Origin of the sequence: Archangium sp. Cb G35, assembly GCF_001896145.1 — a bacterium.
Lineage (GTDB): Bacteria > Myxococcota > Myxococcia > Myxococcales > Myxococcaceae > Archangium > Archangium violaceum.
The window spans coordinates 90402-113829 of record NZ_MPOI01000008.1; the positions used below are offsets into that span (position 1 = coordinate 90402).

The 23428-nt window shown below is 68.9% G+C and carries 21 protein-coding genes; 10 read left to right on the top strand and 11 right to left on the bottom strand.

Features of this window, described 5'->3' with window-relative positions; translation table 11 throughout:
* Nucleotides 1-18: 18 nt before the first annotated feature.
* The 5 genes from BO221_RS24490 to BO221_RS57395 all read right to left on the bottom strand — a co-directional run bounded on the left by BO221_RS24490 (nucleotide 19) and on the right by BO221_RS57395 (nucleotide 5549).
* A complete protein-coding gene (locus BO221_RS24490; RefSeq protein WP_083681325.1) occupies nucleotides 19-840 on the bottom strand; it encodes an ABC transporter permease in 822 nt (273 codons plus the stop codon).
* Nucleotides 837-1748 (bottom strand): ABC transporter permease, encoded by a 912-nt coding sequence (locus BO221_RS24495; protein WP_073562925.1) that lies wholly within the window; start codon nucleotides 1746-1748, stop codon nucleotides 837-839. The genes BO221_RS24490 and BO221_RS24495 overlap by 4 nt, the downstream gene beginning before the upstream one ends.
* On the bottom strand, nucleotides 1745-3292 hold the full coding sequence (locus BO221_RS24500) for an ABC transporter substrate-binding protein (RefSeq protein ID WP_233166242.1): 1548 nt from the start codon (nucleotides 3290-3292) through the stop codon (nucleotides 1745-1747). The genes BO221_RS24495 and BO221_RS24500 overlap by 4 nt, the downstream gene beginning before the upstream one ends.
* 74 nt (nucleotides 3293-3366) lie before the next feature.
* The gene (locus tag BO221_RS24505; protein WP_073562926.1) at nucleotides 3367-4251 is read right to left on the bottom strand and encodes a hypothetical protein; all 885 of its coding nucleotides are present in this window, start codon (nucleotides 4249-4251) and stop codon (nucleotides 3367-3369) included.
* Nucleotides 4252-4322: 71 nt separating this feature from the next.
* The gene (locus BO221_RS57395; RefSeq protein ID WP_304528724.1) at nucleotides 4323-5549 is read right to left on the bottom strand and encodes a M57 family metalloprotease; all 1227 of its coding nucleotides are present in this window, start codon (nucleotides 5547-5549) and stop codon (nucleotides 4323-4325) included.
* Between the two features lie 274 nt (nucleotides 5550-5823).
* On the opposite strand from BO221_RS57395, the gene BO221_RS24515 reads away from it, so the two are divergent.
* Nucleotides 5824-6585, top strand: coding sequence for a hypothetical protein (locus tag BO221_RS24515; protein WP_073562927.1), 762 nt, complete (start codon nucleotides 5824-5826; stop codon nucleotides 6583-6585).
* A 4-nt stretch (nucleotides 6586-6589) separates the two neighbouring features.
* On the opposite strand, the gene BO221_RS24520 is transcribed toward BO221_RS24515, so the two are convergent.
* Genes BO221_RS24520 through BO221_RS24535 form a run of 4 tightly spaced genes read right to left on the bottom strand, consistent with a single transcriptional unit; the run spans nucleotide 6590 to nucleotide 11064 of the window.
* Nucleotides 6590-7765 carry a hybrid sensor histidine kinase/response regulator gene (locus tag BO221_RS24520; protein ID WP_073562928.1) on the bottom strand — a complete coding sequence of 392 codons (1176 nt, stop codon included), beginning with the start codon at nucleotides 7763-7765 and terminating at the stop codon, nucleotides 6590-6592.
* Nucleotides 7762-8202, bottom strand: a complete 441-nt coding sequence (locus tag BO221_RS24525) for a response regulator (protein ID WP_073562929.1) — start codon at nucleotides 8200-8202, stop codon at nucleotides 7762-7764. The genes BO221_RS24520 and BO221_RS24525 overlap by 4 nt, the downstream gene beginning before the upstream one ends.
* Nucleotides 8202-10442 (bottom strand): ATP-binding protein, encoded by a 2241-nt coding sequence (locus tag BO221_RS24530; protein ID WP_073562930.1) that lies wholly within the window; start codon nucleotides 10440-10442, stop codon nucleotides 8202-8204. The genes BO221_RS24525 and BO221_RS24530 overlap by 1 nt, the downstream gene beginning before the upstream one ends.
* The gene (locus tag BO221_RS24535; protein ID WP_073562931.1) at nucleotides 10417-11064 is read right to left on the bottom strand and encodes a biliverdin-producing heme oxygenase; all 648 of its coding nucleotides are present in this window, start codon (nucleotides 11062-11064) and stop codon (nucleotides 10417-10419) included. The genes BO221_RS24530 and BO221_RS24535 overlap by 26 nt, the downstream gene beginning before the upstream one ends.
* A 248-nt stretch (nucleotides 11065-11312) precedes the next feature.
* Between BO221_RS24535 and BO221_RS24540 the strand changes: the two genes are divergently transcribed.
* The 9 genes from BO221_RS24540 (at nucleotide 11313) to BO221_RS24580 (ending at nucleotide 18356) form a co-directional block, all read left to right on the top strand.
* On the top strand, nucleotides 11313-12431 hold the full coding sequence (locus BO221_RS24540; RefSeq protein WP_073562932.1) for an ABC transporter ATP-binding protein: 1119 nt from the start codon (nucleotides 11313-11315) through the stop codon (nucleotides 12429-12431).
* Complete coding sequence (locus BO221_RS24545) at nucleotides 12418-13506, top strand: ABC transporter ATP-binding protein (RefSeq protein WP_073562933.1); 1089 nt, start codon at nucleotides 12418-12420, stop codon at nucleotides 13504-13506. Before BO221_RS24540 ends, BO221_RS24545 begins: the two co-directional genes overlap by 14 nt.
* Nucleotides 13503-14378 (top strand): carbohydrate ABC transporter permease, encoded by an 876-nt coding sequence (locus BO221_RS24550; RefSeq protein ID WP_073562934.1) that lies wholly within the window; start codon nucleotides 13503-13505, stop codon nucleotides 14376-14378. The genes BO221_RS24545 and BO221_RS24550 overlap by 4 nt, the downstream gene beginning before the upstream one ends.
* Nucleotides 14375-15166, top strand: a complete 792-nt coding sequence (locus BO221_RS24555) for a carbohydrate ABC transporter permease (protein ID WP_073562935.1) — start codon at nucleotides 14375-14377, stop codon at nucleotides 15164-15166. Before BO221_RS24550 ends, BO221_RS24555 begins: the two co-directional genes overlap by 4 nt.
* A gap of 6 nt (nucleotides 15167-15172) precedes the next feature.
* Nucleotides 15173-15451, top strand: coding sequence for a DUF2160 domain-containing protein (locus BO221_RS24560; protein ID WP_198956176.1), 279 nt, complete (start codon nucleotides 15173-15175; stop codon nucleotides 15449-15451).
* Nucleotides 15452-15455: 4 nt separating this feature from the next.
* Nucleotides 15456-17237 (top strand): ABC transporter substrate-binding protein, encoded by a 1782-nt coding sequence (locus BO221_RS24565; protein WP_073562936.1) that lies wholly within the window; start codon nucleotides 15456-15458, stop codon nucleotides 17235-17237.
* Nucleotides 17238-17322: 85 nt separating this feature from the next.
* Nucleotides 17323-17589, top strand: coding sequence for a hypothetical protein (locus BO221_RS24570; RefSeq protein WP_073562937.1), 267 nt, complete (start codon nucleotides 17323-17325; stop codon nucleotides 17587-17589).
* A complete protein-coding gene (locus tag BO221_RS24575; RefSeq protein WP_073562938.1) occupies nucleotides 17583-17780 on the top strand; it encodes a hypothetical protein in 198 nt (65 codons plus the stop codon). The genes BO221_RS24570 and BO221_RS24575 overlap by 7 nt, the downstream gene beginning before the upstream one ends.
* Before the next feature lie 12 nt (nucleotides 17781-17792).
* The gene (locus tag BO221_RS24580) at nucleotides 17793-18356 is read left to right on the top strand and encodes a hypothetical protein (protein ID WP_073562939.1); all 564 of its coding nucleotides are present in this window, start codon (nucleotides 17793-17795) and stop codon (nucleotides 18354-18356) included.
* Between the two features lie 2 nt (nucleotides 18357-18358).
* Here the strand turns inward: BO221_RS24580 and BO221_RS24585 are convergent, their stop codons facing one another.
* Together BO221_RS24585 and BO221_RS24590 are read right to left on the bottom strand one after the other, a co-directional pair.
* Nucleotides 18359-22696, bottom strand: a complete 4338-nt coding sequence (locus BO221_RS24585; RefSeq protein ID WP_073562940.1) for a DEAD/DEAH box helicase — start codon at nucleotides 22694-22696, stop codon at nucleotides 18359-18361.
* Between the two features lie 126 nt (nucleotides 22697-22822).
* Nucleotides 22823-23425 carry a hypothetical protein gene (locus BO221_RS24590; RefSeq protein WP_073562941.1) on the bottom strand — a complete coding sequence of 201 codons (603 nt, stop codon included), beginning with the start codon at nucleotides 23423-23425 and terminating at the stop codon, nucleotides 22823-22825.
* Nucleotides 23426-23428: the final 3 nt, after the last annotated feature.

Consider the following 23428-nt stretch of genomic DNA (forward strand, 5'->3'; position numbering starts at 1 on the left):
GCCGCGAACACCGAAGCGCTAACGCTCCAGGTGTTTGGGGTCCAGCGCATCGCGCACGGCATCGCCGAGCAGGTGGAAGCCGAGCACGGTGAGGGCCAGCGCGAGCCCGGGGAAAAGGGCCACGTGGGGCGCGACGAGGAGGTACTGCGTGCCCTGGTCCACCAGCGCTCCCCACGAGGGCGTCCCGGGAGGCGCCCCCAGCCCGAGGAAGCTGAGCGAGGCCTCGGCGAGGATGGCGCCGGGCAGCGCGGAAGTAGCCTGGACGACGAGGGGCCCGGCGGCGTTGGGCAGCAGGTGGTGGAAGAGGATGCGCGCGTTGCCGGCGCCGAGCGCCCGCGCGGCCTGCACGTAGTCCCGTTCGCGCAGGGTGAGCACCTGCCCTCGCGCCAGCCGCGCGTAGCCCGTCCACCCGGTGAAGCTGAGCGCGAAGATGACGTGGGTGAGCGAGGGCCCCAGCACGGCGGTGATGAAGATGGCCAGGAGCATGCCGGGGAAGGCGAGCAGCACGTCGGTGAGCCGCATGAGCGCCTCGTCCACGAGCCCGCCCAGGAACCCCGCGAGGCCGCCGAGCACGGTGCCCACCAGGGCCGAGAGCGCCACGGCGAACGCGGCGACGACGAGCGACACGCGGGCGCCATACAAGACATGCGTGAGCAGATCGATGCCGTTCTCCCCCGTGCCGAGCGGATGGCCGGGACGAGGAGGCGCGAGCTCGGTGGCGAGGTCCATGGCCTCCGGCGCGTGAGGACTGAGGACGGGAGCGAGCAGCGCGACGAGAACGAGCAGCCCCGCCACGGCGAGACCGAAGCGCCCCCCCACGGAACGGATGCGGAGCCTCATGCGCGCCTCCGCACGCGCGGGTCGACGAGCGCATAGGCCACGTCGGTGAGCGTGTTGACGAGCACGTAGCAGCAGGTGAAGACGAGCACGGTGGCGCGCACGGTGTTGTAATCGCGCTTCTCGATGGCGCTCAGGAGCAGGGTGCCCATGCCGGGCCAGGCGAAGACCTTCTCGGTGACGATGGCGCCGCCGAGCAGGGCGCCGAACTCGAGCCCCAGCACGGTGAGGATGGGCAGCAGGGCGTTGCGGAAGGCGTGGCGCCACAGCACGGTCCGGGGAGAGAGCCCCTTGGCGCGGGCGACGGTGACGTAGTCCTCGCGCAAGGCCTCCAGCATGGCGGCGCGGGTCATGCGCGCGAGGAAGGCGGAGAGCGCGGTGCCCAGGGTGAAGGCGGGCAGGACGAGGTGCCGCCACGACTCGGCGCCGGACACGGGCAGCCAATCCAGCTTCAGCGAGAAGAGGATGATGAGCACCGGCCCGAGCCAGAAGCGGGGCAGCGCCACGCCGGCCACCGCCGCGCTCATGGCGGCCGTATCCACCGCCGTGCCCCGGCGCGCCGCGGCGGCCACTCCGAGGGGCAGGGCCAGCACCAGGGCCACGGCCATGGCCGCCAGCGCGAGCAGCAGCGTGAGGGGCAGGGCCGCGCCGATGGAGGGCATCACCTTCTTCTGGAAGGGAGGCACCGAGGTGCGCAACTCCCCGGTGACGAAGTCCCGGGTGAAGTTCCACAACTGGAGGTGCACGGGCTGGTCCATGCCCACGGCGCGGCGCAGGGCCTCTCTATCCACCAGGGTGGACTCCTCGCCCAGCATCACGTCGATGGGATCTCCCGGCACCAGGTGCAGGAAGAGCGAGACGAGCAGCAGCGCACCGGACAGGGCCACCGCCGCCGAGGCGAGCCGCCTCATGGCTCCACCATCCTCGCCAGTGCCAGCGGAGTGAATCGGCCGTGGGCACTCGGCGCGAAGTCCTGGAGCCGGCGGGAGACGACCGCCACGGAGCTCTCGTGCCACAGGGGCACCACGGGCACCAGCACGCCCAATCGCTCCTGGGCCTGGGCGTAGAGCGCCTGGCGCTCGGGGGTGGAGACGCGGCTGGCCTCGTCGAGGAGGGCATCGAGCGCTCCGTCCCGCAGCGCGCCCCGGTTGAAGCCGCCCCAGTGGTTGGCCTCCGTGGGCACGTTGCCCGAGTGGTACGCGCTGCGCATCAGGTCCGGCTCGATGACGGAGGCCCACTTGAGGGTGAAGAGCTCGAAGTTGCCCCGGCGGATGTCATTGAAGAAGGTGCCGAACTCGAGCGAGCGCACCTCCACGGCCACGCCACCGCGCGAAAGCTGCTCCTGGAGGACGAGCGCCACGGAGCGGCGGAAGCGGTCCGTGCTCGTCTTGAGCTGGAAGGAGAGACGGGGCGCACCGCCAGGACCATCCGGGTCCGGGTAGCCGGCCTCGTCCAGGAGCCGGGCGGCCTCCTTCGGATCGTACCGGCAGCCGGAGACGGGAGCCCAGGCCCAGTGCGTGCGTGGCAGCATGCCGTTGGCGGGCACCGCCAGCCCGTGGAACTTGTACGTGACGAGCGGCCCCACGTCGACGAGGTGGCACAGGGCCAGGCGCACCCGCGCGTCCGCGAGCGGCCCGTGGCGAAGGTTGAGGCCCAGGTAGGCGAAGCCGGTGCCTTCCTTGGTGAGGACACGCAGCGAGGGCTCGCGCTCCAGCGCGGGCAGCACGGCCGGGGACAGCGCGTTGAGGACGAGATCCGCGCGCCCCTTGAGCAGCTCCAGCACGCGCGTCGTCTCGTCGCGCACCACGCGGAAATGCAGCCGGGGGATGGCGGGCGCACCGCGGTAGTGGCCCGCGAAGGGCACCAGCGTGAGGTGGTCCTCGTCCGGCTGGGACGCGAAGCGGAAGGGGCCCGCGCCGATGGGAGCCCGGCCCTGGACTTCCTTGCCGGCGGTTGAGGCGCGCTCGGCGGGGAGGATGCCCAGGGACAGCTCGGAGAGCAGGGGCGCATAGGGCCGGCGCAGGTGGAAGCGCACCGTGCGCGCGTCCACCACTTCCACCCGCTCGACGGCCGCGTACCGCTCCGCCCGGGGGCTGGCGATGGCCGGGTCCCACATGCTGTCGTAGGTGGCCTTCACGTCCTCGGTGGTGAGGGCGCTGCCATCATGGAAGGTGAGCCCCGGACGCAGGGTGAGCTCCACGAGGGTGGGAGACAGCTCGCGGAAGGACTCGGCCAGGTCCGGCACGGGCGTGCTGGTGTCATCCAGGGTGATGAGGCCCGGGGTGATGAGCTGGGCGAGGCGCTGGCCCATGGCCGAGAGCGTGAACCGGTCGTCCAGGCTCTCGGGTGGGGATTCGATGAGCACGGTGATGCCCGGGGGCGGCCGCTCGGCGCGACAGCCGGGGAGGAGCACCACGAGGAGCGGCAGGACGGCGAGGCGGAGCAGCGGGGGCATCAGCGCCTCCGTTGTGTCACAGCCCCGGGCATGGGTCGAGGAGAGGGCGGCGAGCAGGCGAGCGCGTCACGGGGCTATTCGAGCGCCTTCAAGAGGGCGTCCCGCTCGCCGGCGAGCTTCTTGGAGTTGATGGCCTTGCGAATCAGGCGCGCGGCCTCGGGACGAACGGCGGCGTCCCCCAGCCGGGGAAGCCAGCGGGCGCGGAGCTCCTCGAGCTGCTGCCGCTGGGTGAGCTCCGTCGAACGGAGCCACTCCTCCAGCTCCGTGAGGATGGGAGGCCTGAGCACCTGGAGCCGCTCGGCCTCGGTGGTCTCCTCCGGTTTCAGGGTGTACCGGCGCGCGGCCCACTCCTCGGAAAGCGGACCCCAGCGCTCGGCGAGCGTGCGGAGGCCGGCTCGGACGTCATCCTGGATGTCCTCCCACCGGGGGCCGGGACTCATGCCCCAGGTGACGAGCCGCTGCCGCAGGGCCTCGTGCCCGTCGGACTCGTCATGGACCACCGCGCCCAGCTCCGCCCGTCCCCACACGTCGAACGGGTGGTTGTGGGAGAAGACAGCGCTCTCGACGTAAGCGTCGCCGAAGATGTACGTGCCATACGGCTCGTCCTCCCCGAACAGACGGCGCACGCGGAGCTCTCCGAGGACGACGAGGTAGCCGCACGTGTAGAGCGTCTGCGCGACGAGATTGCCGCGGACGAAGACGAGTCCGCCCACGTTCTCGAGCCACCCGTCGACGAGGAGATCACCTTCGATGAAGGTCGAGCCCCTGGGGTTTTCCAGGGCCAGTGACGGGACACGCCCGCCCGTGAACACCCCGGCCCCACTCCTGCCGGAACCGTAAGCGAGGACCTGGGGATCCACGTCCATGCCAATCCGGGAGCCCCGGGTCCGGAATTCGCTGTAGGGGCGCAGATAGGTGGCGGCCTGGTCCGGCGGCAACCAGCGTTGCAGGGGGAGCATGCGGCCACCTCTTAGCAAACAGGCTCCCGGGGCACCGTCTCCCGGGAGCCGCGAGCCGGGCGGGCCGTACGTCACTGCATGACGAGGACGAACGTCTCCCAGGGACCGATGGCGGAGCGGTTGGCGTTGACCGAGCCCAAGCCGTTGCCACCGCCGCCGTTCTCGGCCACCACGTACTGGCCGTTGAACGCCTGCAGGGCCACGCGGTCACCGGTCAGGAAGTCGCTCCAGCCATCGAGGTTGATGATGCGGAAGGATTCCCAGGGACCGCCGACCGCGCGGTTGGCGGCCACGTGCGCGCCGCCGCCATTCTCGGCCACCATGAACGAGCCGTTGGAGGCGCGCAGCTGGATGAGGTCGTTGTGGACCAGCTCGCCGCCGTTCACGTCGGCGTAGACGAAGCGCTCCCAGCCACCAATGGCCGTGCGATCGGCGCCCACGTGCGCGCCGCCGCCGTGCTCGGCGAACAGGTAGTGGCCGGTGGAGGTGCGGAACGACATGGTGGTCGGCCCCTTGGGATACATCGCGAGCAGCGCGGTGACGTCGCTGCCGGTCAGCTCACCCGTCTCGGACGCGCGGAAACAGGAGTTCATGTACGAGCCCCCGACCACCGCGTTCGTCGGCGTGCCGGGGATATGGATCGCACCGACGCCGGCCTGGCCCTCGTCACCGCCGAGACCACAGCTGATGGCGCGGTTGTAATAGTCCGAGTGACGGAAGCCGATCGTGTGGCCGAGCTCGTGCGTGATGACGTGCTCGATCGTGTCGACGCCGTACTGGCTGAGCTGGCCGCCGATGGTGATGTTCGAGAACGGCAAGCCGCCCGACGGGAACCCGGCCACGCCGCCATTCATGTTCGGATCGATCACCGCGTTGATGGTGAAGCTGCAGCCGGTGCTGGGCGCCCGCGCCATCGAGAAGGAGAGCGGCAGCTCCTCGTAGTTCTGGATCGCCTGGTCGAGGGCCGTGCTGAACACCCCGGTGAACCCCGGGCCGTCGACGCAGATCTTCGTCACGGACGCGGCGATGGTGTTGGTCGTGCGGTACTGCTCCGCGGTGGTACCGGCGGGGGCCTTCAGCATCTCGCGAGATGCCGCCAGGGACACTTCCGCGTCCCGCCCGACGTAGACGGCGTCACCGACGACCATGATGTCATCGGCGGGGAATCCGGCCTGCAGCAGGTTGTCGACGATCTCCTGCGAGTCCGTGGGCTGCTCGCCAGAGCATCCAAACGCCAGTGCACCGCTCACGGCGAGCGCGACAATCGAACGAGTCGGGTTCTTGCGGATGTGGTTCACGATCTCTCCTTCAGTGCTGCGGATGATGAGAAGACGAGAGCTGCATTCTCAGCCCATGGGATGGCCCTGTTATGGCTCAGGCCACCAATCCCGGTTCTTCAGGTTTTTCCATGAAGTCATCATCCATGTCAATTACTGCTTAGTCTCGATTTCCTATTTCGCGCGAACAATCCAACGACCCTACTGCGGACGTGGTATGCGAGAGATGCGCGATAAGACCTGTATGGTCATCTCCGCACCGCCGTGCTAGGAGACCGGGCTCGGGAGAATCGAAATGAAAGAGGAAGACAAACCCAGGAGCGGAGGAGCGCTGGGGCCGTATCACGTCACCCTGCGCCATCGCGCCATCGGAGGAGGGCTGGGCCGCCTGTATGAGGCGCGCAATACCGAGACGGGAAACCCCGCCCTGGTGCTCATGCCTGGACCCAAAGGAGATCTGCGGGCGGAAGAGAGCTGGCAGGTGCGCGCCACCGCCAACGTCACCCCGCCCTACCTCGCGCTGGAGGTAGAGCACGCTCCCGCGAACGGACAACCCCGCCAACTGACGTGGATGCTCGAGCGGTGGGCCGTGACCTTCATGCGCATCGACACACGGCCCGCGGTGCAAGCCCACCTGACGGGAGGCCCGAAGGAGTTTCGCCCGCGTCCGTCGGGCTGGCTCGGCTCACCCAGGATAGGTCTGGCACTCGCCGCTCTGCTCGCGCTCGCGGTGTTCCTCTGGCCACGACCCATCGAGCGCCCGCTTCAGGAAGTGCACGCCCTGGAGGTGAACTCCACAGTGGAGGAGCTGGTCCTCAGCCGCACGAGTGACGAGCCCGGAACTGGGATTGAGGGCTTCCCCATGCCCGACAAACCCGTGGCGGGCCAGAAGAAGCCTCCGTGCAATCCAAAGCGTGGCGAAGTGGAGATCCGCGGCGGGTGCTGGATGGAAATCGCCAAACGCCCACCCTGTACCGAGGGCGCAGCCGAGTACCAGGGCAAGTGCTACATCGGAGTGGGCGCCGCGATTCCTCCCCCCACCTCCATCGGTCCCTGAAGTCTCAGGCCGACTGTTCCACCTGGGACTCGCGCACGCTCAACTCTCGCGGCAGGCGCACGGTGAAGGTGGAGCCCTTGCCCTCCTCGCTCTCCACCGTGAGCGTGCCCCCGTGCAACTCCACCAGCCGGTGCGCGCTCGCCAGTCCCACCCCACTGCCGGAAATCACCGGGGCCACGTTCCGGCCCCGGCGGAAGCGCTCGAAGATGTGCGGCAGGTCCGCCTCCGGTATCCCCATCCCCTGGTCCTGCACCCTCAGCCTCACCCATCCGTCCGGTCCCGGCGACTCCTCCGTCAGCCACACGTCGATGGAGCCCCCTCGCGGGCTGTACTTCACGGCGTTGCCCAGCAGGTTGTCCAACACCCGCTCCAGGCTCGCCTCGTCCCACTGGCCCTGGAAGTCCGTGCCCTCCACGTGCAGGTGCACCGGGTGCGTGGCCACCAACGGCCCCAGCTCCCTCACCTTCACCCGCACCAGCGCGAACAGGTCCACCGGCTCGCGCTTCAACGGCTTCTCCCCTCCCCTCGTCACCTCCAGGAAGTGGTCGATCAGCTCCCCCATGCGCTGGGTACCCCTCAATATCTGCTCCAGCCGCATCTTCACCCCCGCCGTCTGCGACTCCGGCGTCAGCTGACGGCGCAGCAGCTGCGTACTCAGCAGGATGCTCTGCAGCGGCCCCTTCAGGTCATGCGTGGCGATGGCGAAGAACTCGTCACGCACCGCGAGGGCCTCGCGCGCCACCCGCTCGGCGTGCTCGGCCTGGCGGCGGCGGTCCTCCAGCTCGTGCGTCAGCCGCATTTTCTCCACCGCGGCGTGCAGGCTGTGGCGCAACCGCTCCGGGGTGAAGGTTTCCTTGAGGAGGTAGTCGTGAGCCCCGGCCTTCATCGCCTCCACCGCCACGGCCTCGCTGCCGCTGCCGGTGTACACCACCACCGCCGGCGCGCGCTCCTTGCACCGCTCGCGCAGCTCGCGCAGCAGCGACACCCCATCCATCCCCGGCAGGTGGAAGTCCAGCACCAGCGCGTCGGGAAACGGCGGGTGGAGCAGGCGCTCCAGGCCCTCCTCGGCGGAGCTGGCCAGCTCCACCTCCCACCGCGTCTCCGTATCCTTCTCCAGCGCCCGCCGCAGCGCCCGCTGATCCGCGAGGCTGTCGTCGATGAGCAGCACACGCAGGCTCATCCCCTGGGCTCCTCCAGTCCGGGAAGCCGCGCGGCGTTGAACCAGAAGCACTCCAGCGCGCGCGCGGCCTCCTGCAACCCGACGGCGTCACCCGGCTTGAAGAGGTAGCTGTTGGCGCCTCCGGAGTACGCCGAGCTCACGTCCCGCGCCTCAGTGGAATTGGAGAAGATGATGATGGGCAGGGTGCGCAACACCGGGTCTGCCTTTAGCAGGGCGAGCACCTCCTGGCCACCGATGCCCGGCAGGTTCAGGTCCAGCAGCACCAGCATCGGCCGGGGAGCCCCCACGTACGCCCCCCGTTGGAAGAGGTAGTCGAGCGCCGACTCCCCATCCGGCACCCGCACCACGGGCACGGACAGCGGCAGCTTGCGGGCCACGCGCACCAGCGCCTCCGCGTCCGGATCACTGTCCTCCACCAGCAGCAGGGGCCGTTCCATCACAGGGGCCTCTCTCCCAGCGTGAAGAAGAAGGTCGAGCCCTGGCCGGGCGAGGACTCCACCCACAGCTCGCCCCCGTGCAGCCGGACGAGCCGCCGTGCAATGGCGAGACCCGCCCCGCTCCCGCCCCCGTAGGAGTGGGCCGGGTGCAGCCGGCGGAACATCTCGAAGATGTCCTCGTGGAACCGCTCGGCGATGCCGATGCCGTTGTCCCGCACATAGAAGACGTACTCATCCGCCCGCCGCCGCGCCGGATGGGACAGGGGCTCGCCCGGACCGTGGTAGCCCAGCTCCACCCGGCGCGGCCCGCTGGACTGGTGGTACTTGGCGGCATTGGTGAGGAGGTTGACCCAGACCTGCTGGATGCGCACCCCGTCACACTCCACGCGGGGCAGGCGGCGGGGGACACGCACCTCCAGCTGGTTCTCCTGGAGCCGGGCGGACACGGTGAGCAGGACCTCGTCCACCAGCTCATGCATGTCCACCTCGCCCCAGGCCAGCTCCACCCGCCCCGCGCGGCTGTACTCGAAGAGGGCATCCATCTGCCCCTGGGTGCGTGCGGCCAGCCAGCGCACCTCCTCGAGCTGCCGTTGCCCTTCCTCGCCGAGCTGCTCGCCATGGTCCTCGAGGAGGAAGCCCACGTACTGCTGGATGCCACGCAGCGGTTCCTTGAGGTCGTGCGCCACGGTGCCACCGAAGGCATCCAGCTCCGCGTTGGAGCGGGCGAGCGCGGCGGCATGGCGCAGCAGCACGCCCACCAGGGCCGAGCGGAAACCCTCCGCTGCGGCCACGTCCTCGGGCGTCCAGGAGAGGCTCGCCCCGCGCACCGTTTCCCGCCAGGCGTCGAAGGAGGCGCGCGGATGGAGGCGGCTGGCACCGGGCCCGGGCACCACCGGCTTCTGCGGATTGCCGGCCCAGGTGACGGTGCGCGCCACCTCCGGGCGGAACCAGAGAATGAAGCGGGGCGAGGTCTCGTCCAGGCGCACCGCGAGCAGCCCGCTGGCCACATCCGCGTACTCGGCGGCCGGCGGGTGGTGCCGTGCGAGCCGCTCCGTGTGGAAGGTCCCGTCGGAATGCTGTCCGGCGAGCCAGAGGGCCAGCTCCCGCACGTCCTCGGAGGAGGGCGTCTGGCCCACGAGCACCGGGGCCTCGCCGAGCAGCAGGGCCACCCCGCCCGCGCCGGTGAGGCCGAGCAGGAGCTCCGCCTGCTGGGACAGGGCCGTGGGCAGCGTCGCCGCCTGCTCGGAGAGCCGCTCCACCAACTGCGTCTGGAAGTGGGCGCGGCGGGCGAGCTCGGCGGATACGCTGGCGCGCTCCTCGGCGGCGAGTTGCAGCGACACCAGCCGGGCCAGCACATCACAAGCGCGGCGCGTGGCGAGCGGCACCAGCAGGGGCGTGCGGTGGTGGCACGCGATGAGGCCCCAGAGACGGCCGTCGCGCAGCAGGGAGATGGACATGGAGGCGCCCACCCCCATGTTGGCGAGGTACTCCAGGTGCACCGGGGACACGCTGCGCAGGGCCGAGCCGGACAGGTCCAACGGGCGTCCCTCGGAGGGCAGCACGGGAGGCCGGAGCGGCACGGGCTCGGCGCGCGCGTCGGCGATGAGCCGCAGCGTGTGGCGCGTGTAGAGGGCGCGGGCCTGGGCGGGGATGTCGCTCGCGGGGAAGTGCAGGCCCAGGAAGCCGTCCATGGACTCGTCGCGGCTCTCCGCCAGCACCTCGCCATGCCAGTCCGCGTCGAAGCGGTACACCATCACCCGGTCGAAACTGGTGAGCGCGCGCACCGCCTCCGCCGCCGCCTGGAGCAGGCCCTTGGGGCCCTGAGCGCGGGCCAGCGGCGAGAGGAGCAGGTCCACCATCCCCAGCGCTTCCTCTTCGTTGGTGCCCTCCGCGGTGGGCTCCAGGTCCAGCACCACCAGCCCGTCGCTGCGGTGCGGAACGCCGATGAAGAAGCGGCCCGCGGCCTCGAGGCGCAGCAGGCCGGAGACGGGTTGGGCCAGGGCCCGGGTGAGCAGGGCGAGCGAGGAGGGAGGGAACAGGCCCGGCAGAGGTTGGCCCAGGAGCGCCTCCGGCGAACGCCCCAGCAGGGCCTCGGTGTTGGCGCTCACCAGCCGCAAGGTGAGGTCCGGCTCCGAGAAGGCCAGCAGCACCCCGTGGGGCTGGATGCCCCCCAGCAGGTGGATGGGCTCGCGCTCGCACTGCGAGAGCTCCGCTTCAGAGACAGGAGGGCGCGTCGACATGGGACTCCCGAAGCCAGGCCTCGAAGGCCTCGAAGGTGTCCTGGGCGCCGCGCACCACCCGGGGCGCGAGTGCCGGCTCCGGACAGGCACGCGGCAGGGCCTCGCCAAAGGCCTTCCACATGGGCCCCACGGACTCGCCATAGGCCCGGAAGAAGACGAACCCTCCCACGGAGGCACCCTCGAAGTGGCGGGTGAGGTGGCGCAGGATGAGCTGCCCACCGAGTGTCGACCCCTCCAGGACGTACAGGGTCCCGAGCGCCTCGGGAACCTCGGACAGGGAAGGCAGGCCCGGGTGGCGCGGCAGGCGGGCCAGCGAGGCACCATCGTGTCCGAGTGCCCGGAGGTCCTCCTCCAGCAGGTGCACCTTCCGCCGCTCGGCGAGGCGCAGCTCGGGGAAGCGGCCCTCCAGGCACGCGGCGAGGGAGGCCTCCCACGGGGCGTGGAGGCCGTAGAGCGCCTCCAGGTGGCGACGATAGCCGGAGGGAGTGAGGTCCGGAGACATCAGGCGTACCACGCGCTCGGCGCGCTCATGGTGCGCACGCGTCTCCGCCTTCAATGTCTGCAGCAGGTGACGGGGTTCTGGAGTACGAGGCTCTGGGGAGAACAAGGCTTTTCCGAGCATGGCCACTGTCCGAGGGCCGGGGAACGAGGTTTTCGTCCAAGTGTCAAACTTCCGCCAGCCCTGTAGGCAGGCGAGCGGGCCAGGGGCCAGCCTCACCGCTCGCGGGTCCACCCAGGAGGCGGATGGGGGCGTCTGGCAGCCCTAACGGAGGGTGCCGGGGCCCCATTCCGAAGCTGGACCCGGCGTGAATTCTTCCTACGATGCGCCCGCGGTCACTCACGGCGTAGCGCATCGAGGGGACACACCGGGTGAGCCATGGCATCGAGCTGGAGAGCGTCACGCGCGTGGTGGAGGGGGAGACCCACCTCGCGGACATCAGCCTGAAGCTCGAACCCGGCGCCTTCCACATCCTGCTGGGCCGCACGGGAGCGGGAAAAACCTCGCTGCTGCGCCTCATGGCCGGGCTGGACAAGCCCACCCGGGGCACGCTGCGGGCGGATGGGGCCGACGTGACACGCGTGGACGTGCGCCGCCGCAACGTGGCCATGGTGTACCAGCAGTTCGTCAACTACCCCTCGCTCACCGTCTACGAGAACATCGCCTCGCCGCTGCGGCTGGCGGGAAGACTGCGCGGACAGGAGTTGGACCGGCGCGTACGGGAGACGGCCGCCGCGCTCCGCCTGGAGCCCTACCTCCAGCGGTTGCCCGCGGAGCTGAGCGGAGGACAACAGCAGCGCACGGCCATGGCCCGCGCGCTGGCCAAGGACGCCTCGCTGCTGCTGCTGGACGAGCCCCTGGCCAACCTGGACTACAAGCTGCGCGAGGAGCTGCGCACGGAAATCCGCCAGCTCTTCCGCAACCGCCCCGCCGTCGTGGTGTACGCCACCACCGAGCCCACCGAGGCGCTGCTGCTCGGCGGGAAGACATCGGTGCTCCACGAGGGCCGCCTGCTGCAGACGGGCCCGACGCTGGAGGTGTACCAGTCCCCCGCCACCGAGCGCGTGGGCCAGATTTTCAGCGATCCGCAGATGAACCTGTGGGACGCGGAGCTCTCTCCGGAGGCGGAAGCGCGCCTGTCGCCCGAGGTGGCCTTCCCGCTGTCCGGGCACCTGCGGGGGCTCGTGCCCGGACGCTACCGGCTGGGGGTGCGCGCCCACCACCTGCGGCTGTCGCCCGGTGGAGCCGGAGACGTGCGCATCCCCGCACACGTGGAGGTGGAGGAGGTGAGCGGCTCCGAGACACTCGTGCACGCGGCGCACGCGGGGCTCGTGCTCACCGCGCAGGTGGAGGGCGTGCACCGGCACCCGTACGGCGCGCCGGTGGAGCTGTTCGCCCCGCCCTCCCGGATGTTCGTGTTCAGCCCCGAGGGCCGGCTGGTGGCCGCGCCCCCCTTCTCTTCCGAGGCGCCCGCCCATGGCCAGGATTGAGCTCCGCGGCATCGCCCACGCCTACGTGCCCGCGCCCGCGTCCGAGCAGGACTACGCGCTGCGCCCCCTGGAGCTCGTCTGGGAGGACGGTGGCGCCTACGCGCTGCTGGGACCCTCGGGGTGCGGGAAGACGACGCTGCTCAACATCATCTCCGGCCTGCTGAAGCCCACCCAGGGACAGGTGCTCTTCGACGGAGTGGACGTCACCGTGGCCCCGCCGCAGCGGCGCAACATCGCCCAGGTGTTCCAGTTCCCGGTCATCTACGACACGATGAGCGTCTCGGAGAACCTGGCCTTCCCGCTGCGCAACCGGGGGTTGGGGACCGCCGAGACGCGGGCACGGGTGGAGGAGGTGGCGGAGTTGCTGGAGCTCACTCCGGATCTGCGCAGGAGGGCCAGCGGGCTGTCCGCGGACATGCGCCAGCGGATTTCGCTGGGCCGGGGCCTGGTGCGCCGGGACGTGGCGGCCATCCTCCTGGACGAGCCCCTGACGGTCATCGACCCGCACGTGAAGTGGCTGCTGCGCCGCAAGCTGAAGCAGGTGCACGAGCAGCTGAAGATGACGCTGGTGTACGTGACGCACGACCAGGTGGAGGCGCTGACGCTGGCGGACCGGGTGGTGGTGATGAACCAGGGGCGCGTGGTGCAGGTGGGCACGCCGCAGGAGCTCTTCGAGCGCCCGGCGGACACCTTCGTCGGCTACTTCATCGGCAGCCCGGGGATGAACCTGTTGCCGTGCACGGTGGAGGAGGGCGCGGTGGTGGTGGAGGGACAGCGGCTGCCGCTGGACGCGGGCGTGTGCGCGCGGGCGCGGGAGGCCGGGGGCGAGCTGCGGCTCGGCATCCGTCCCGAGTTCCTCCGGCGCGTCCCCGAGGGCACGCCGGGCTCGGTGCGTGTCGAGGTGACGCAGGTGGAGGACCTGGGGCGGCACAAGCTGGCCACGGCGCGGCTGGGGACACAGGCCCTGAAGGTGCGGCTGCCCGAGGAGGAGCGGCTCGCGCCGGGCGAGGCCTGCTGGCTGGAGCTGCCGCCGCGCTGGACGACGCTGTACGCCGGAGGCCGAGCCATTCCATGAACAAGCCCACGAATCAGCGCGCCTGGCTGCTGGTGCTGCCGGTGCTGGTGGCCGTCGCCTTCAGCGCCATCATCCCGTTGATGACGGTGGTGAACTACTCGGTGCAGGACATCCTGGGACCGGAGCAGCGGGTCTTCGTGGGCACGGAGTGGTTCCGCAAGGTGCTGAGGGACCCGGAGCTGCACGGGGCCCTGCGGCGGCAGCTCGGCTTCTCGCTGGCGGTGCTGGCCCTGGAGATTCCACTGGGCGTGGCGCTCGCGCTGGTGCTGCCCAAGGAGGGCCGCGCCGCATCCGTATGCCTGGTGCTGCTGGGCCTGCCCCTGCTCATCCCCTTCAACGTGGTGGGCACCATCTGGCAGATCTTCGCCCGCGGGGACATCGGCCTCTTCGGCGTGGTCATCAACGCGCTCGGCGTCGAGTACAACTATACGTCCAACGCGCTGGATGCCTGGCTCACGGTGCTGCTCATGGACGTGTGGCATTGGACGCCGCTGGTGGCCCTGCTCTGCTACGCGGGCCTGCGCGCCATCCCCGAGGCCTATTACCAGGCGGCCCGCATCGACGGCGCCTCGGCCTGGGCCACGTTCCGCTTCATCCAACTGCCCCGGCTGCGCGGCGTGCTGACCATCGCCGTGCTGCTGCGCTTCATGGACAGCTTCATGATCTACACCGAGCCCTTCGTCCTCACCGGCGGCGGACCCGGCAATGCCACCACCTTCCTGAGCCAGTACCTCACGCGGCTCGCGGTGGGCCAGTTCGACCTCGGCCCGGCGGCGGCCTTCTCGCTCGTCTACTTCCTCGTCATCCTGCTGCTCAGCTACATCTTCTACACGGCGATGACGGCGACGGCGGGCTCGAAGGAGGCGCGATGAGACGCCTCGCCGTGCCCCTGTACCTGCTGCTCAGCTTCATTCCCATCTACTGGCTGGTGGGCATGTCGCTGAAGACGAACGAGGAGATATTGGGCGGCTTCACGCTCTGGCCGCGGAATCCCACGTTCGCCAACTACGTCACCATCTTCACCGACCCGGACTGGAGCAACGGCTACATCAACTCGCTCACGTACGTGGGCATCAACACCGTGCTCTCCGTGCTGCTGGCGCTGCCCGCGGCCTATGCCTTCTCGCGCTACCGCTTCCTCGGGGACTCGCACCTCTTCTTCTGGCTGCTGAGCAACCGCATGTCGCCCCCGGCCGTGTTCCTCCTCCCCTTCTTCCAGCTCTACTCGAGCATCGGTCTGTTCGATACGCCGTGGGCCGTGGCCCTGGCGCACATGCTCTTCACCGTGCCCCTGTCCGTGTGGATCCTGGAAGGCTTCATGTCCGGCGTGCCGCGGGAGATCGACGAGACGGCGTACATCGACGGGTACAGCTTCCCCCGCTTCTTCGTGCGCATCTTCCTGCCGCTCATCCGCTCGGGCGTGGGCGTGACGGCGTTCTTCTGCTTCATGTTCAGCTGGGTGGAATTGCTGCTGGCGCGCACGCTGACGTCCGTGGAGGCCAAGCCCATCGTCGCCACCATGACGCGTACCGTGAGCGCCGCCGGCATGGACTGGGGCCTGCTCGCCGCCGCCGGAGTGCTGACGCTCGTGCCCGGCGCGGTCGTCATCTACTTCGTGCGCAACTACATCGCCAAGGGCTTCGCCCTGGGAAGGGTGTGAGCCCCCATGGACCTGGAATGGATGGCCTGGACCGCGCCGACGGCCGGCTTCTTCGTGGTCATCGTGCTGCTGCTCGCCGCCTATACCGTCTGGGGAATCCGCTCTCCTTCCCTGCCCCGCCGGGGCCTGCTTCCCATGACCACCACCCGCGGAGACCGCCTCTTCGTGGGCCTCATGGGCAGCGCCTTCATCCACCTCGCATGGGTGGGGCTGACGGATGCCCCTCTTGGGAACGCCTTGGGTCTGTCGTTGCTGTTCATGCTCTTCATTGCTCGCTGGGGGTAACCCGTTGAAGAACACGTTGAAGTGTGTGCTGGCTCTGGCCGTGGCAGTCCCCATCGCCGGATGCAAGAAGGAGTCGAAGCCAGAGGAAGGCGCGAAGCCCGCCACCGCCCAGCAACAGCAGGCGGACCTGGCCGTGCTGGAGAAGGCCGCCGAGAAGTGGGTGGACCAGGAGTTCCAGCCGAGCACCCTCACCCGTGAGCAGCAGCTCGCGGAGCTGAAGTGGTTCCGCGAGGCCGCCGCCCCCTACCGCGGGCAGACCATCAACGTGGTCTCGGAGACGATCGACACCCACGTCTACGAGGCCAAGACGATGGCCAAGGCCTTCGAGGAGATTACCGGCATCAAGGTCAAGCACGATCTCATCCAGGAAGGCGATGTCATCGAGAAGCTGCAGACCCAGATGCAGTCGGGCCGCAGCATCTATGACATGTATGTGAACGACAGCGATTTGATTGGCACGCACGTGCGCTACGGGCACGTGGTGCCGCTGTCGGACTTCATGACGGGCGAGGGCAAGGACGTGACGCTGCCCACGCTCGACATCGACGACTTCATGGGCAAGAGCTTCGTCACCGGTCCGGACGGGAAGCTGTACCAGTTGCCGGACCAGCAGTTCGCCAACCTGTATTGGTTCCGCCAGGACTGGTTCAGCCGGCCGGATCTGCGCGAGCGCTTCAAGAAGAAGTACGGCTACGAGCTGGGCGTGCCGGTGAACTGGTCCGCCTACGAGGACATCGCCGAGTTCTTCAGCCGCGACGTGAAGGAGATCGACGGAGTCCGGGTGTACGGCCACATGGACTACGGGAAGAAGGATCCGTCCCTGGGCTGGCGCTTCACGGACGCATGGCTGTCCATGGCGGGCGTGGGAGACAAGGGCCTGCCCAACGGCAAGCCGGTGGACGAGTGGGGAATCCGCGTCGAGGGCTGCAACCCGGCGGGAGCCTCGGTGGCGCGCGGCGGCGAGACGAACGGCCCGGCCGCGGTGTACGCGCTGACGAAGTACATCGAGTGGCTGAAGCAGTACGCGCCGCCCCAGGCGGCCGGCATGACGTTCTCCGAGGCGGGCCCGGTTCCCGGCCAGGGCCACGTGGCGCAGCAGATCTTCTGGTACACGGGCTTCACGGCGGCGCTGACGAAGCCGGGGCTGCCGGTGGTGAACGCGGACGGCACGCCGAAGTGGCGCATGGCGCCCTCGCCGCACGGCCCGTACTGGCAGGAGGGCACGAAGCTCGGCTACCAGGACACGGGCTCGTGGACGATGCTCAAGAGCACCCCGCTGGAGAAGCGGAAGGCGGCGTGGCTGTACGCGCAGTTCACGGTGGCGAAGACGACGTCGCTCAAGAAGTTCCTGGTGGGGCTGACGCCGGTGCGCGATTCGGACGTGCGCTCCGAGCACGTGACGAAGGTGGCGGACCGGTACGGCGGCCTGGTGGAGTTCTACCGGAGCCCGGCGCGAGTGGCGTGGACGCCCACGGGCACCAACGTGCCGGACTACCCGAAGCTGGCGCAGCTGTGGTGGCAGAACATCAGCCTGGCCGTCGAGGGCGAGAAGACGCCGCAGCAGGCCATGGACACACTGGCCGAGCAGATGGACGACGTGCTGGGCCGGCTGGAGCGCGCGGGCATGCAGAACTGCCCGCCCAAGCTCAACCCGGTGAAGGAGGCGAGCTTCTGGCTGGACGCGCCGGGAGCTCCGCACGCGAAGCTCCTCACCGAGAAGCCCAAGGGCGAGACCGTGCCCTATGAGCAGCTCCTGCAGGCCTGGAAGGAAGGGCGCGCGAAGTAGCGCGCTGTCGTCCGGGAGGAGCGCACCCCATGAATGTGTGCGCTCCTCATCCCATGACAAGAAATCCCACCAAGAGAGCCCAAGCATGAAGACCTGCCTGATGCTCCTCATGGGAGCCATTCTTCTTGTGAGCGGATGCAGCCATGAAAGCAGCGCGGTCCGCCAGGAGCCAGATACACACCTGACCACGGACACGGCTGACGAGAGCTGCAACACGGTCCCCGCTCGAATCTGGGCTCTCATCAACAACGGCCAGTTCGAGGAGGCGCAAGCCTTGATTGCCGAGGCAAAAGCCTCGGGGCTCATCGCTGCCCCCATGGCCGCGCGAATGTTGGACAGATCTCCTTGCTGAATACGCGGGTAGGACAGCTTCCCGCCACGCTCCAGCGCGCACGAGATTTCCCCTCACAACTCAAGGACTACACGCTCTTCGAATTCAAACAAATGCTGGAGCGGGAAGACTTCAGCCTGGCGACCAAGGCGCAGCTCAACAGTGTGGTCAAGATTCTTCAGAATCCCAAACGGCTGATGGAGAAGCTGTAGGGGTGTAATCTCATGACACATCTCAGCGTGGAGGAACTGGTCAAGAAATTCGAGATGGCCAGAAAAGCCGGTGAGCACGGGCGAGGAAACCCGGAGCAATTGAGACTGCTTCGAGAGCTCGCGGAAGACTGTCCTGCCTTCACCCCCAACCTTCTCTACCTGGCCCGGTTGCAACAGGTCATCGACCAACCCGGCAGAAGCCCGGAGGAGGTATTCTCCGAAATCCAGCGCCTCCTCGAACTGGCCATCCTGGGTTCGGGCCGCAGTGCTCCCGTCGTTCTGGAGCTGGGCAATTTCCTGGATACCTTCCAGAACGACCCGCTGAGTGCGATGAAGCTCTACGAAGAAGGAGAACAGAAGGCATTGGCGACGCTCGAGAATGCGTGGTTCTTCAAACTCAGATATTGGAATCTCGAGCGGACGAAAGAATCCCTGGAAAAGGCCCTTCGGCTCTGCGTCCTGGTGGAGCAAATCTTCCCCGAGCCAAACACCTACCTCGAGGATGAAATACAGACCACGAAACGCCTGGCCGCACGGGAGGGATTGCTCCCTGACCCGAACAGCTCCTCCGAATGAAGTCAGTTGGCCTGGGCCGTCTCGCCGGGTCCCGACTCCTCCTCGGTGTCCTCATCACCCCGCGCGTCGAAGCCCTGCGGCACTCCGTCCACGTAGGTGACGACGTTGCCCACCGTTGCCGGCACTCGCGGACCCGGTGTCACCACTCCCGTGAGGTTGAGTGGGTCCACCGCCGACAGTTGCACCCGCACTCCCGAGGGCGCCTGCCGACGCACCGCTCGCGCTACGTCCACCGCCTCCGGGAGCGCGAACTGCTCTCCCACGAAGCCCGCTACAAAGCGGCCTCCGCGGATTTCCCCTCGCGCCTCCATCCGCCGGTACACGTACAGCAGCTCACGCCACGAGGGAGCCAATGATTCGCGCATCACCAGGTCCCTCCAGACGATGCCGTAGCGCTGGAGGAACAGCCGGGCCAGTGACTCCCGGACCTCGTCCTCGGCCTTCGGCTCCGAGGGCACCAGCAGGCTCCAGCGGCCCGGGCCTCCTCGCTGCAACAGCTTCTGCCGCTTGCGCTGCGCGGGGCTCTGCAGCACTCGCAGGTTCTGCACCGCGTCCGCTGTCACGAGGCCTCGCGCTACGAGCTCCCAGAGCGCGTCCTCCACCTCCGCGGGCAGACGGCGTGAACGAGAACAGAGGTCGTTGAAGAAGCACGCGCCTCGCTGCTCCAGCACCGCCACCACGTCCTTCGCCGGCCCCGACAGGTCCGGTGGCACCCACACGCCCCCGTCCGATAGCACCGCGTTCGGCCTCGCCGCCGAGAGCATCCAGTCCAGGTCCTCCCGGCGCACGAAGGTCAGGCTCGCGTTGCGGTTCGGTGTCGCCGCCCGGGAGCGGGTGGGCTCAGGCTCTGGTGGCGTGGCGGGGGCTCCCCGGCGCGGGCCGGGCACGGGCTTCGCGTCCTTCTGGGTGAGGCGTCCCCAGGCCACTTCGCCCGAGTAGCAGGCTCGCTCCAGCAGGTCTCCCAGGTACCCCTTCATCCGCGCGGGCAGCAGGTAACGCTCCCACGCCGAGGCCGGCGCTTCGTAGCCCTGCAGCAGGGTGATGGCCTTCGAGAGGCCCGTTGAGCCTCGCAGCGCGTCCAGCTCCTCCAGGTGGTGCCACCGGAAGAGGAACCGCATGAAGTCCTGTGCACTGAGCGGCTCGATCTCCTTGCGCAGGCGTCCCACGGTGAGCCGGTGGATTCGCTGCAGGAGGCGGCGGTCGCACCACTCCACCACGGCCGGGGTGGAACCCGGGGTCTCCTGGGGATTTGGGCGGAATCGGCCTCTCAGGATTCCTCCCGTCGCCTCCAACTGGTGCAACGACAGGAAGACCTCGGACTCGTCCAGCGCCGTCTGCTCCGCCAGCTCTCCCGCCGTCGTCGGTCCCAGCAACTCCATCCACCCCCGCACCACCTGCTGCACCGCCGCTTCCCGCTCCACCGGCTTGTCCCCCGGCAATGGCTGCAGCTCCGGTTGCAATGGCACCTCGGGGAAGAGCGCTCGAATCGCGCTCTGCCGCTCCGCCGGTACCAGGAACCGCCTCCCTCCCACCTCCAGCCACGCCACCCGCCGCTGTGCCAACAGGCTCGAGACGAATCGTCCCGGCACCTCATTCTCCGGCAGCAACACCAGTTGCAGCAGCGCGTCGTGCAGTTCGTCCTCGTCCCGCATCGGCGGCGCCGCGTCCCTCACCACCTGGTCGATGGCGTCCGCGTCCAGCGCCCCGAACGACGCCGCGTCCTCCGCCGGCAGCGTCCGCCTCAGCACCACGTTGCGCACCCGCCGCTCCTCCGCTGGTGCGTCGTCCAGGAACGTGTACGGCTGGCTGTTCACCATCTGGTGCGCGAACAGGCTCGGCTCCGGCACGTCCTTCGCCACCAGCTTGATGCGCCCGTCCTTCATCCTCTTCAGCACCTCGCGCAGGCCTTCAATATCCATCGCCTCGCGCAGGCAGTCCTCCATCGTCTGCTTCACCAGCGGATGGTCCGGCAGCTCGACGTCCGCCCCTCCATGGTTGTCCTGGCACCCCACCTGCGCCGGGAACACCGCCGCCAGCAGGTCCTCGCTCCTCGCCCGCTGGAGGTTCGGAGCCACCCGCTTGCCCCCAGAGAACCGTGACAGTGACAGCGCCCGCGTCGCGTTCCACCGGAAGCGCGTCCCGAACAGCGGCACCTGCAACACCGCCTGCACCAGCACCTCCTCCACGTTCTCCGGATTCAGGAACTGGAAGATGTCCTCCAATGGGAACGAGTGCTGCTCGCCCAGCGACAACAGCAGCCCGTCCTCCGTCGCCGCCGCCTGAAGCTCGAAGTCGAACGTGCGGCAGAAGCGCTTGCGCAATGCCAGTCCCCACGCCCGGTTCACCCGGCTCCCGAATGGCGCGTGGAGGATGAGCTGCATCCCTCCCGCCTCGTCGAAGAAGCGCTCGGCGACAATCGTGGTGTTGCTCGGAACCACGCCCAGCACCTGCTGCCCCGCCCTCAGGTACGCCAGCAGCGCATCCACCGCCGGCGGCGGCACCCTCAGCTCCTTCTCCAGGAACAGGGCCGCGTCCTTGCGCGCCGTCAGCTCCTCGCGCAGCCGCCCCACGTGCACGCTCAGCTCGTCCGTGCGGCCCGGCGCCTCGCCTCGCCAGAACGGCACCGTCGGCGGCTGCCCGTGCGCGTTCTCCACCATCACCGACGCCCCCATCACCCGCTGGATCCTCCACGCCGTCGTCCCCAGCAGGAAGATGTCCCCCGGCGTCGACTCCACCGCGAAGTCCTCGTCCAGCGTCCCCACCACCTTCCCCTCCGGCTCCGCCACCACGTTGAAGGTGAACGTGTCCGGAATCGCTCCTCCATTCGTGAGCGCCGTAATCCGCACGCCTCGCCGCGCTTTCAGCCGCTGGTTCACCCGGTCCCGGTGCAGGTGCACCCCCGCCCTCCCCCGCCTCAGCGACACGCCCTCCGAGAGCGTCTCCAGCACCTTCTCGTACTCCTCGTACGTCAGGCTCCGGTACGGGTACGCCCGGCGGAACAGGCTGTACAACGCCCGCTCGTCCCACTCCTCGCACGCGCACGCCGCCACCACCTGCTGCGCCAGCACGTCCAGCGGCTTCTCCGGAATCCGGACCGCGTCCAGGTCCCCCTCGCGCACCGCGTTCAGCAGCCCGACGCACTCCATCAGCTCGTCGCGCGTCATCGCGATGAGGATGCCCTTCGAGATTCCTCCCTTGTAGTGGCCCGCGCGGCCCACCCGCTGCAACAGCACCGAGATGGAGCGCGTGGTCCCCAACTGCACCACCAGGTCCACGTTGCCCACGTCGATGCCCAGCTCGAGCGACGCCGTGGCCACCATCACCGAGAGCTGCCCCGCCTTCAGCCGCTCCTCCGCCGACAGCCGCATCTCCCTCGACATGCTGCCGTGGTGCGCCGCGACCTTGTCCTCCCCCAGCCGCTCGCCCAGGTCGTGCGCCACCCGCTCCGCCATCTTCCGCGTGTTCACGAAGACGAGCGTCGTGCGGTGCTCCCCCGACAACTGCACCAGCCGGTCATACACCTGGCCCCACATCTCGTTCGTGGCCAGCGAGCCCAGCTCCGCGTCCGGTATCTCCACCCGCAGGTCCCACGGCCGCTGGTGCCCCACCTGCACCAACCGGCACTCCTCCGCCCGCTCCCCCGTCAGGAAGCCGGCGATGGCCTCCAGCGGCTTCTGCGTCGCCGACAGGCCGATGAGCTGCGGCCGCACCTCCGTGAGCGCCTTCAACCGCTCCAGCGACAGCGCGAAGTGGCTGCCCCGCTTGTCCCTCGCCAGCGCGTGGATCTCATCCACGATGACCGTCCGCACCGAGCGTAGCGTGGCCCTCGCCCGGTCCGCCGTCAGGTACAGGTAGATGGACTCCGGCGTGGTGATGAGGATGTGCGGTGGTCGGCGCACCATCTGCGCGCGCTCGGACGCCGAGGTGTCCCCCGTGCGCACCTGTACCCGCAGCTCCTGCGGCGAGAAGCCCGCCGCCCGCGCCCGCTGCACCAGCTCCTCCAGCGGCTGCAGCAGGTTCTTCTGCACGTCATTGCCCAGCGCCTTCAGCGGCGACACGTACAGCACCTGCGTCCGGTCCTCCAGGCGCCCCTCCAGTGCGAGGCGGAAGAGCCGGTCCAAGGCCGCCAGGAAGGCCGTGAGTGTCTTACCGCTGCCCGTGGGCGCGGCGATCAGCACGTCCTGCTGCGCCTGGATGAGGGGCCAGCCCTCCACCTGGGGGCGCGAGGGCTCGCCGAGCCGCTCGGTGAACCACCGCTGAACCACTGGGTGGAACGGCTCAAGGGCCGGGTGCACGGGCTGCTGGGACGCGACGAAATCGAGGGCAATCTGGGGGGCCATGGCGCTCTCTCCCTCAGACTGAACACCGGTTTAGGATGGGCGTCAATGCGTACGCCCGTCCGTGGGGTGGGCGGCCGTCGGAAGGTGGAGCCACGGTGAGCCCGGACCGGGGCTCTTCGAAGCGAGCTAGAGCGGCAGGTTTTCAGGCTCGGGTGTGAAGAGCGCGTGAAAGAGCGTGGTCTCGGGCGGCTCCTTCCGATGCACGATCAGTGGGACTCGGGTCTCGGCGATCTTGCGAGGAAGAGCCTCGGCCCCGTACCTGGCTTCGATCTTTCTGGCAACGACTTGCGCGAGCGCCTGCATCTGAGCCGGAAGCGGCTCAAAGAAGACCCTCGCAGCACCACGCACCTCTCGACCTTTGTAGTCGTACTGCACGCCATAAACAGTATAGACAGGCGCCAGGACGCTCAGGCAGCCGACAACCGTCCAGAGGCGCGATCGCGGCTCGTCCTCCTGTGGGTCCGAAGACACGGGTTCCTGGTTCGTATACACCATGCATTTGAAGCAGGGATCACAGGTGGCCGTGGCATGCCCGATGTTGAGGTGCGGCAGTTCCACTCGGAGTTCGCCCATGAGCGCGCGCCACTCGTCGAGCTTCTTGAGTGCCTGCTCCCACGCGTCATGGAACAACTCTGTCTCAGGGCTGTTCTCGGGCTTGTCATCGAACTCATGGTCTGAACGCCAGTATTTCCGAGCAACGGACAGCAGTTCTTCCGCTGAAATGGGCATGGG

Excerpts from the sequence above, each read along its gene's own strand:
- BO221_RS24490 (WP_083681325.1), bottom strand. The coding sequence starts at position 840 with ATGAGGCTCCGCATCCGTTCCGTGGGGGGGCGCTTCGGTCTCGCCGTG.
- BO221_RS24495 (WP_073562925.1), bottom strand. The coding sequence starts at position 1,748 with ATGAGGCGGCTCGCCTCGGCGGCGGTGGCCCTGTCCGGTGCGCTGCTG.
- BO221_RS24500 (WP_233166242.1), bottom strand. The coding sequence starts at position 3,292 with ATGCCCCCGCTGCTCCGCCTCGCCGTCCTGCCGCTCCTCGTGGTGCTC.
- BO221_RS24505 (WP_073562926.1), bottom strand. The coding sequence starts at position 4,251 with ATGCTCCCCCTGCAACGCTGGTTGCCGCCGGACCAGGCCGCCACCTAT.
- BO221_RS24515 (WP_073562927.1), top strand. The coding sequence starts at position 5,824 with ATGAAAGAGGAAGACAAACCCAGGAGCGGAGGAGCGCTGGGGCCGTAT.
- BO221_RS24520 (WP_073562928.1), bottom strand. The coding sequence starts at position 7,765 with ATGAGCCTGCGTGTGCTGCTCATCGACGACAGCCTCGCGGATCAGCGG.
- BO221_RS24525 (WP_073562929.1), bottom strand. The coding sequence starts at position 8,202 with ATGGAACGGCCCCTGCTGCTGGTGGAGGACAGTGATCCGGACGCGGAG.
- BO221_RS24530 (WP_073562930.1), bottom strand. The coding sequence starts at position 10,442 with ATGTCGACGCGCCCTCCTGTCTCTGAAGCGGAGCTCTCGCAGTGCGAG.
- BO221_RS24535 (WP_073562931.1), bottom strand. The coding sequence starts at position 11,064 with ATGCTCGGAAAAGCCTTGTTCTCCCCAGAGCCTCGTACTCCAGAACCC.
- BO221_RS24545 (WP_073562933.1), top strand. The coding sequence starts at position 12,418 with ATGGCCAGGATTGAGCTCCGCGGCATCGCCCACGCCTACGTGCCCGCG.
- BO221_RS24550 (WP_073562934.1), top strand. The coding sequence starts at position 13,503 with ATGAACAAGCCCACGAATCAGCGCGCCTGGCTGCTGGTGCTGCCGGTG.
- BO221_RS24555 (WP_073562935.1), top strand. The coding sequence starts at position 14,375 with ATGAGACGCCTCGCCGTGCCCCTGTACCTGCTGCTCAGCTTCATTCCC.
- BO221_RS24560 (WP_198956176.1), top strand. The coding sequence starts at position 15,173 with ATGGACCTGGAATGGATGGCCTGGACCGCGCCGACGGCCGGCTTCTTC.
- BO221_RS24570 (WP_073562937.1), top strand. The coding sequence starts at position 17,323 with ATGAAGACCTGCCTGATGCTCCTCATGGGAGCCATTCTTCTTGTGAGC.
- BO221_RS24580 (WP_073562939.1), top strand. The coding sequence starts at position 17,793 with ATGACACATCTCAGCGTGGAGGAACTGGTCAAGAAATTCGAGATGGCC.
- BO221_RS24585 (WP_073562940.1), bottom strand. The coding sequence starts at position 22,696 with ATGGCCCCCCAGATTGCCCTCGATTTCGTCGCGTCCCAGCAGCCCGTG.
- BO221_RS24590 (WP_073562941.1), bottom strand. The coding sequence starts at position 23,425 with ATGCCCATTTCAGCGGAAGAACTGCTGTCCGTTGCTCGGAAATACTGG.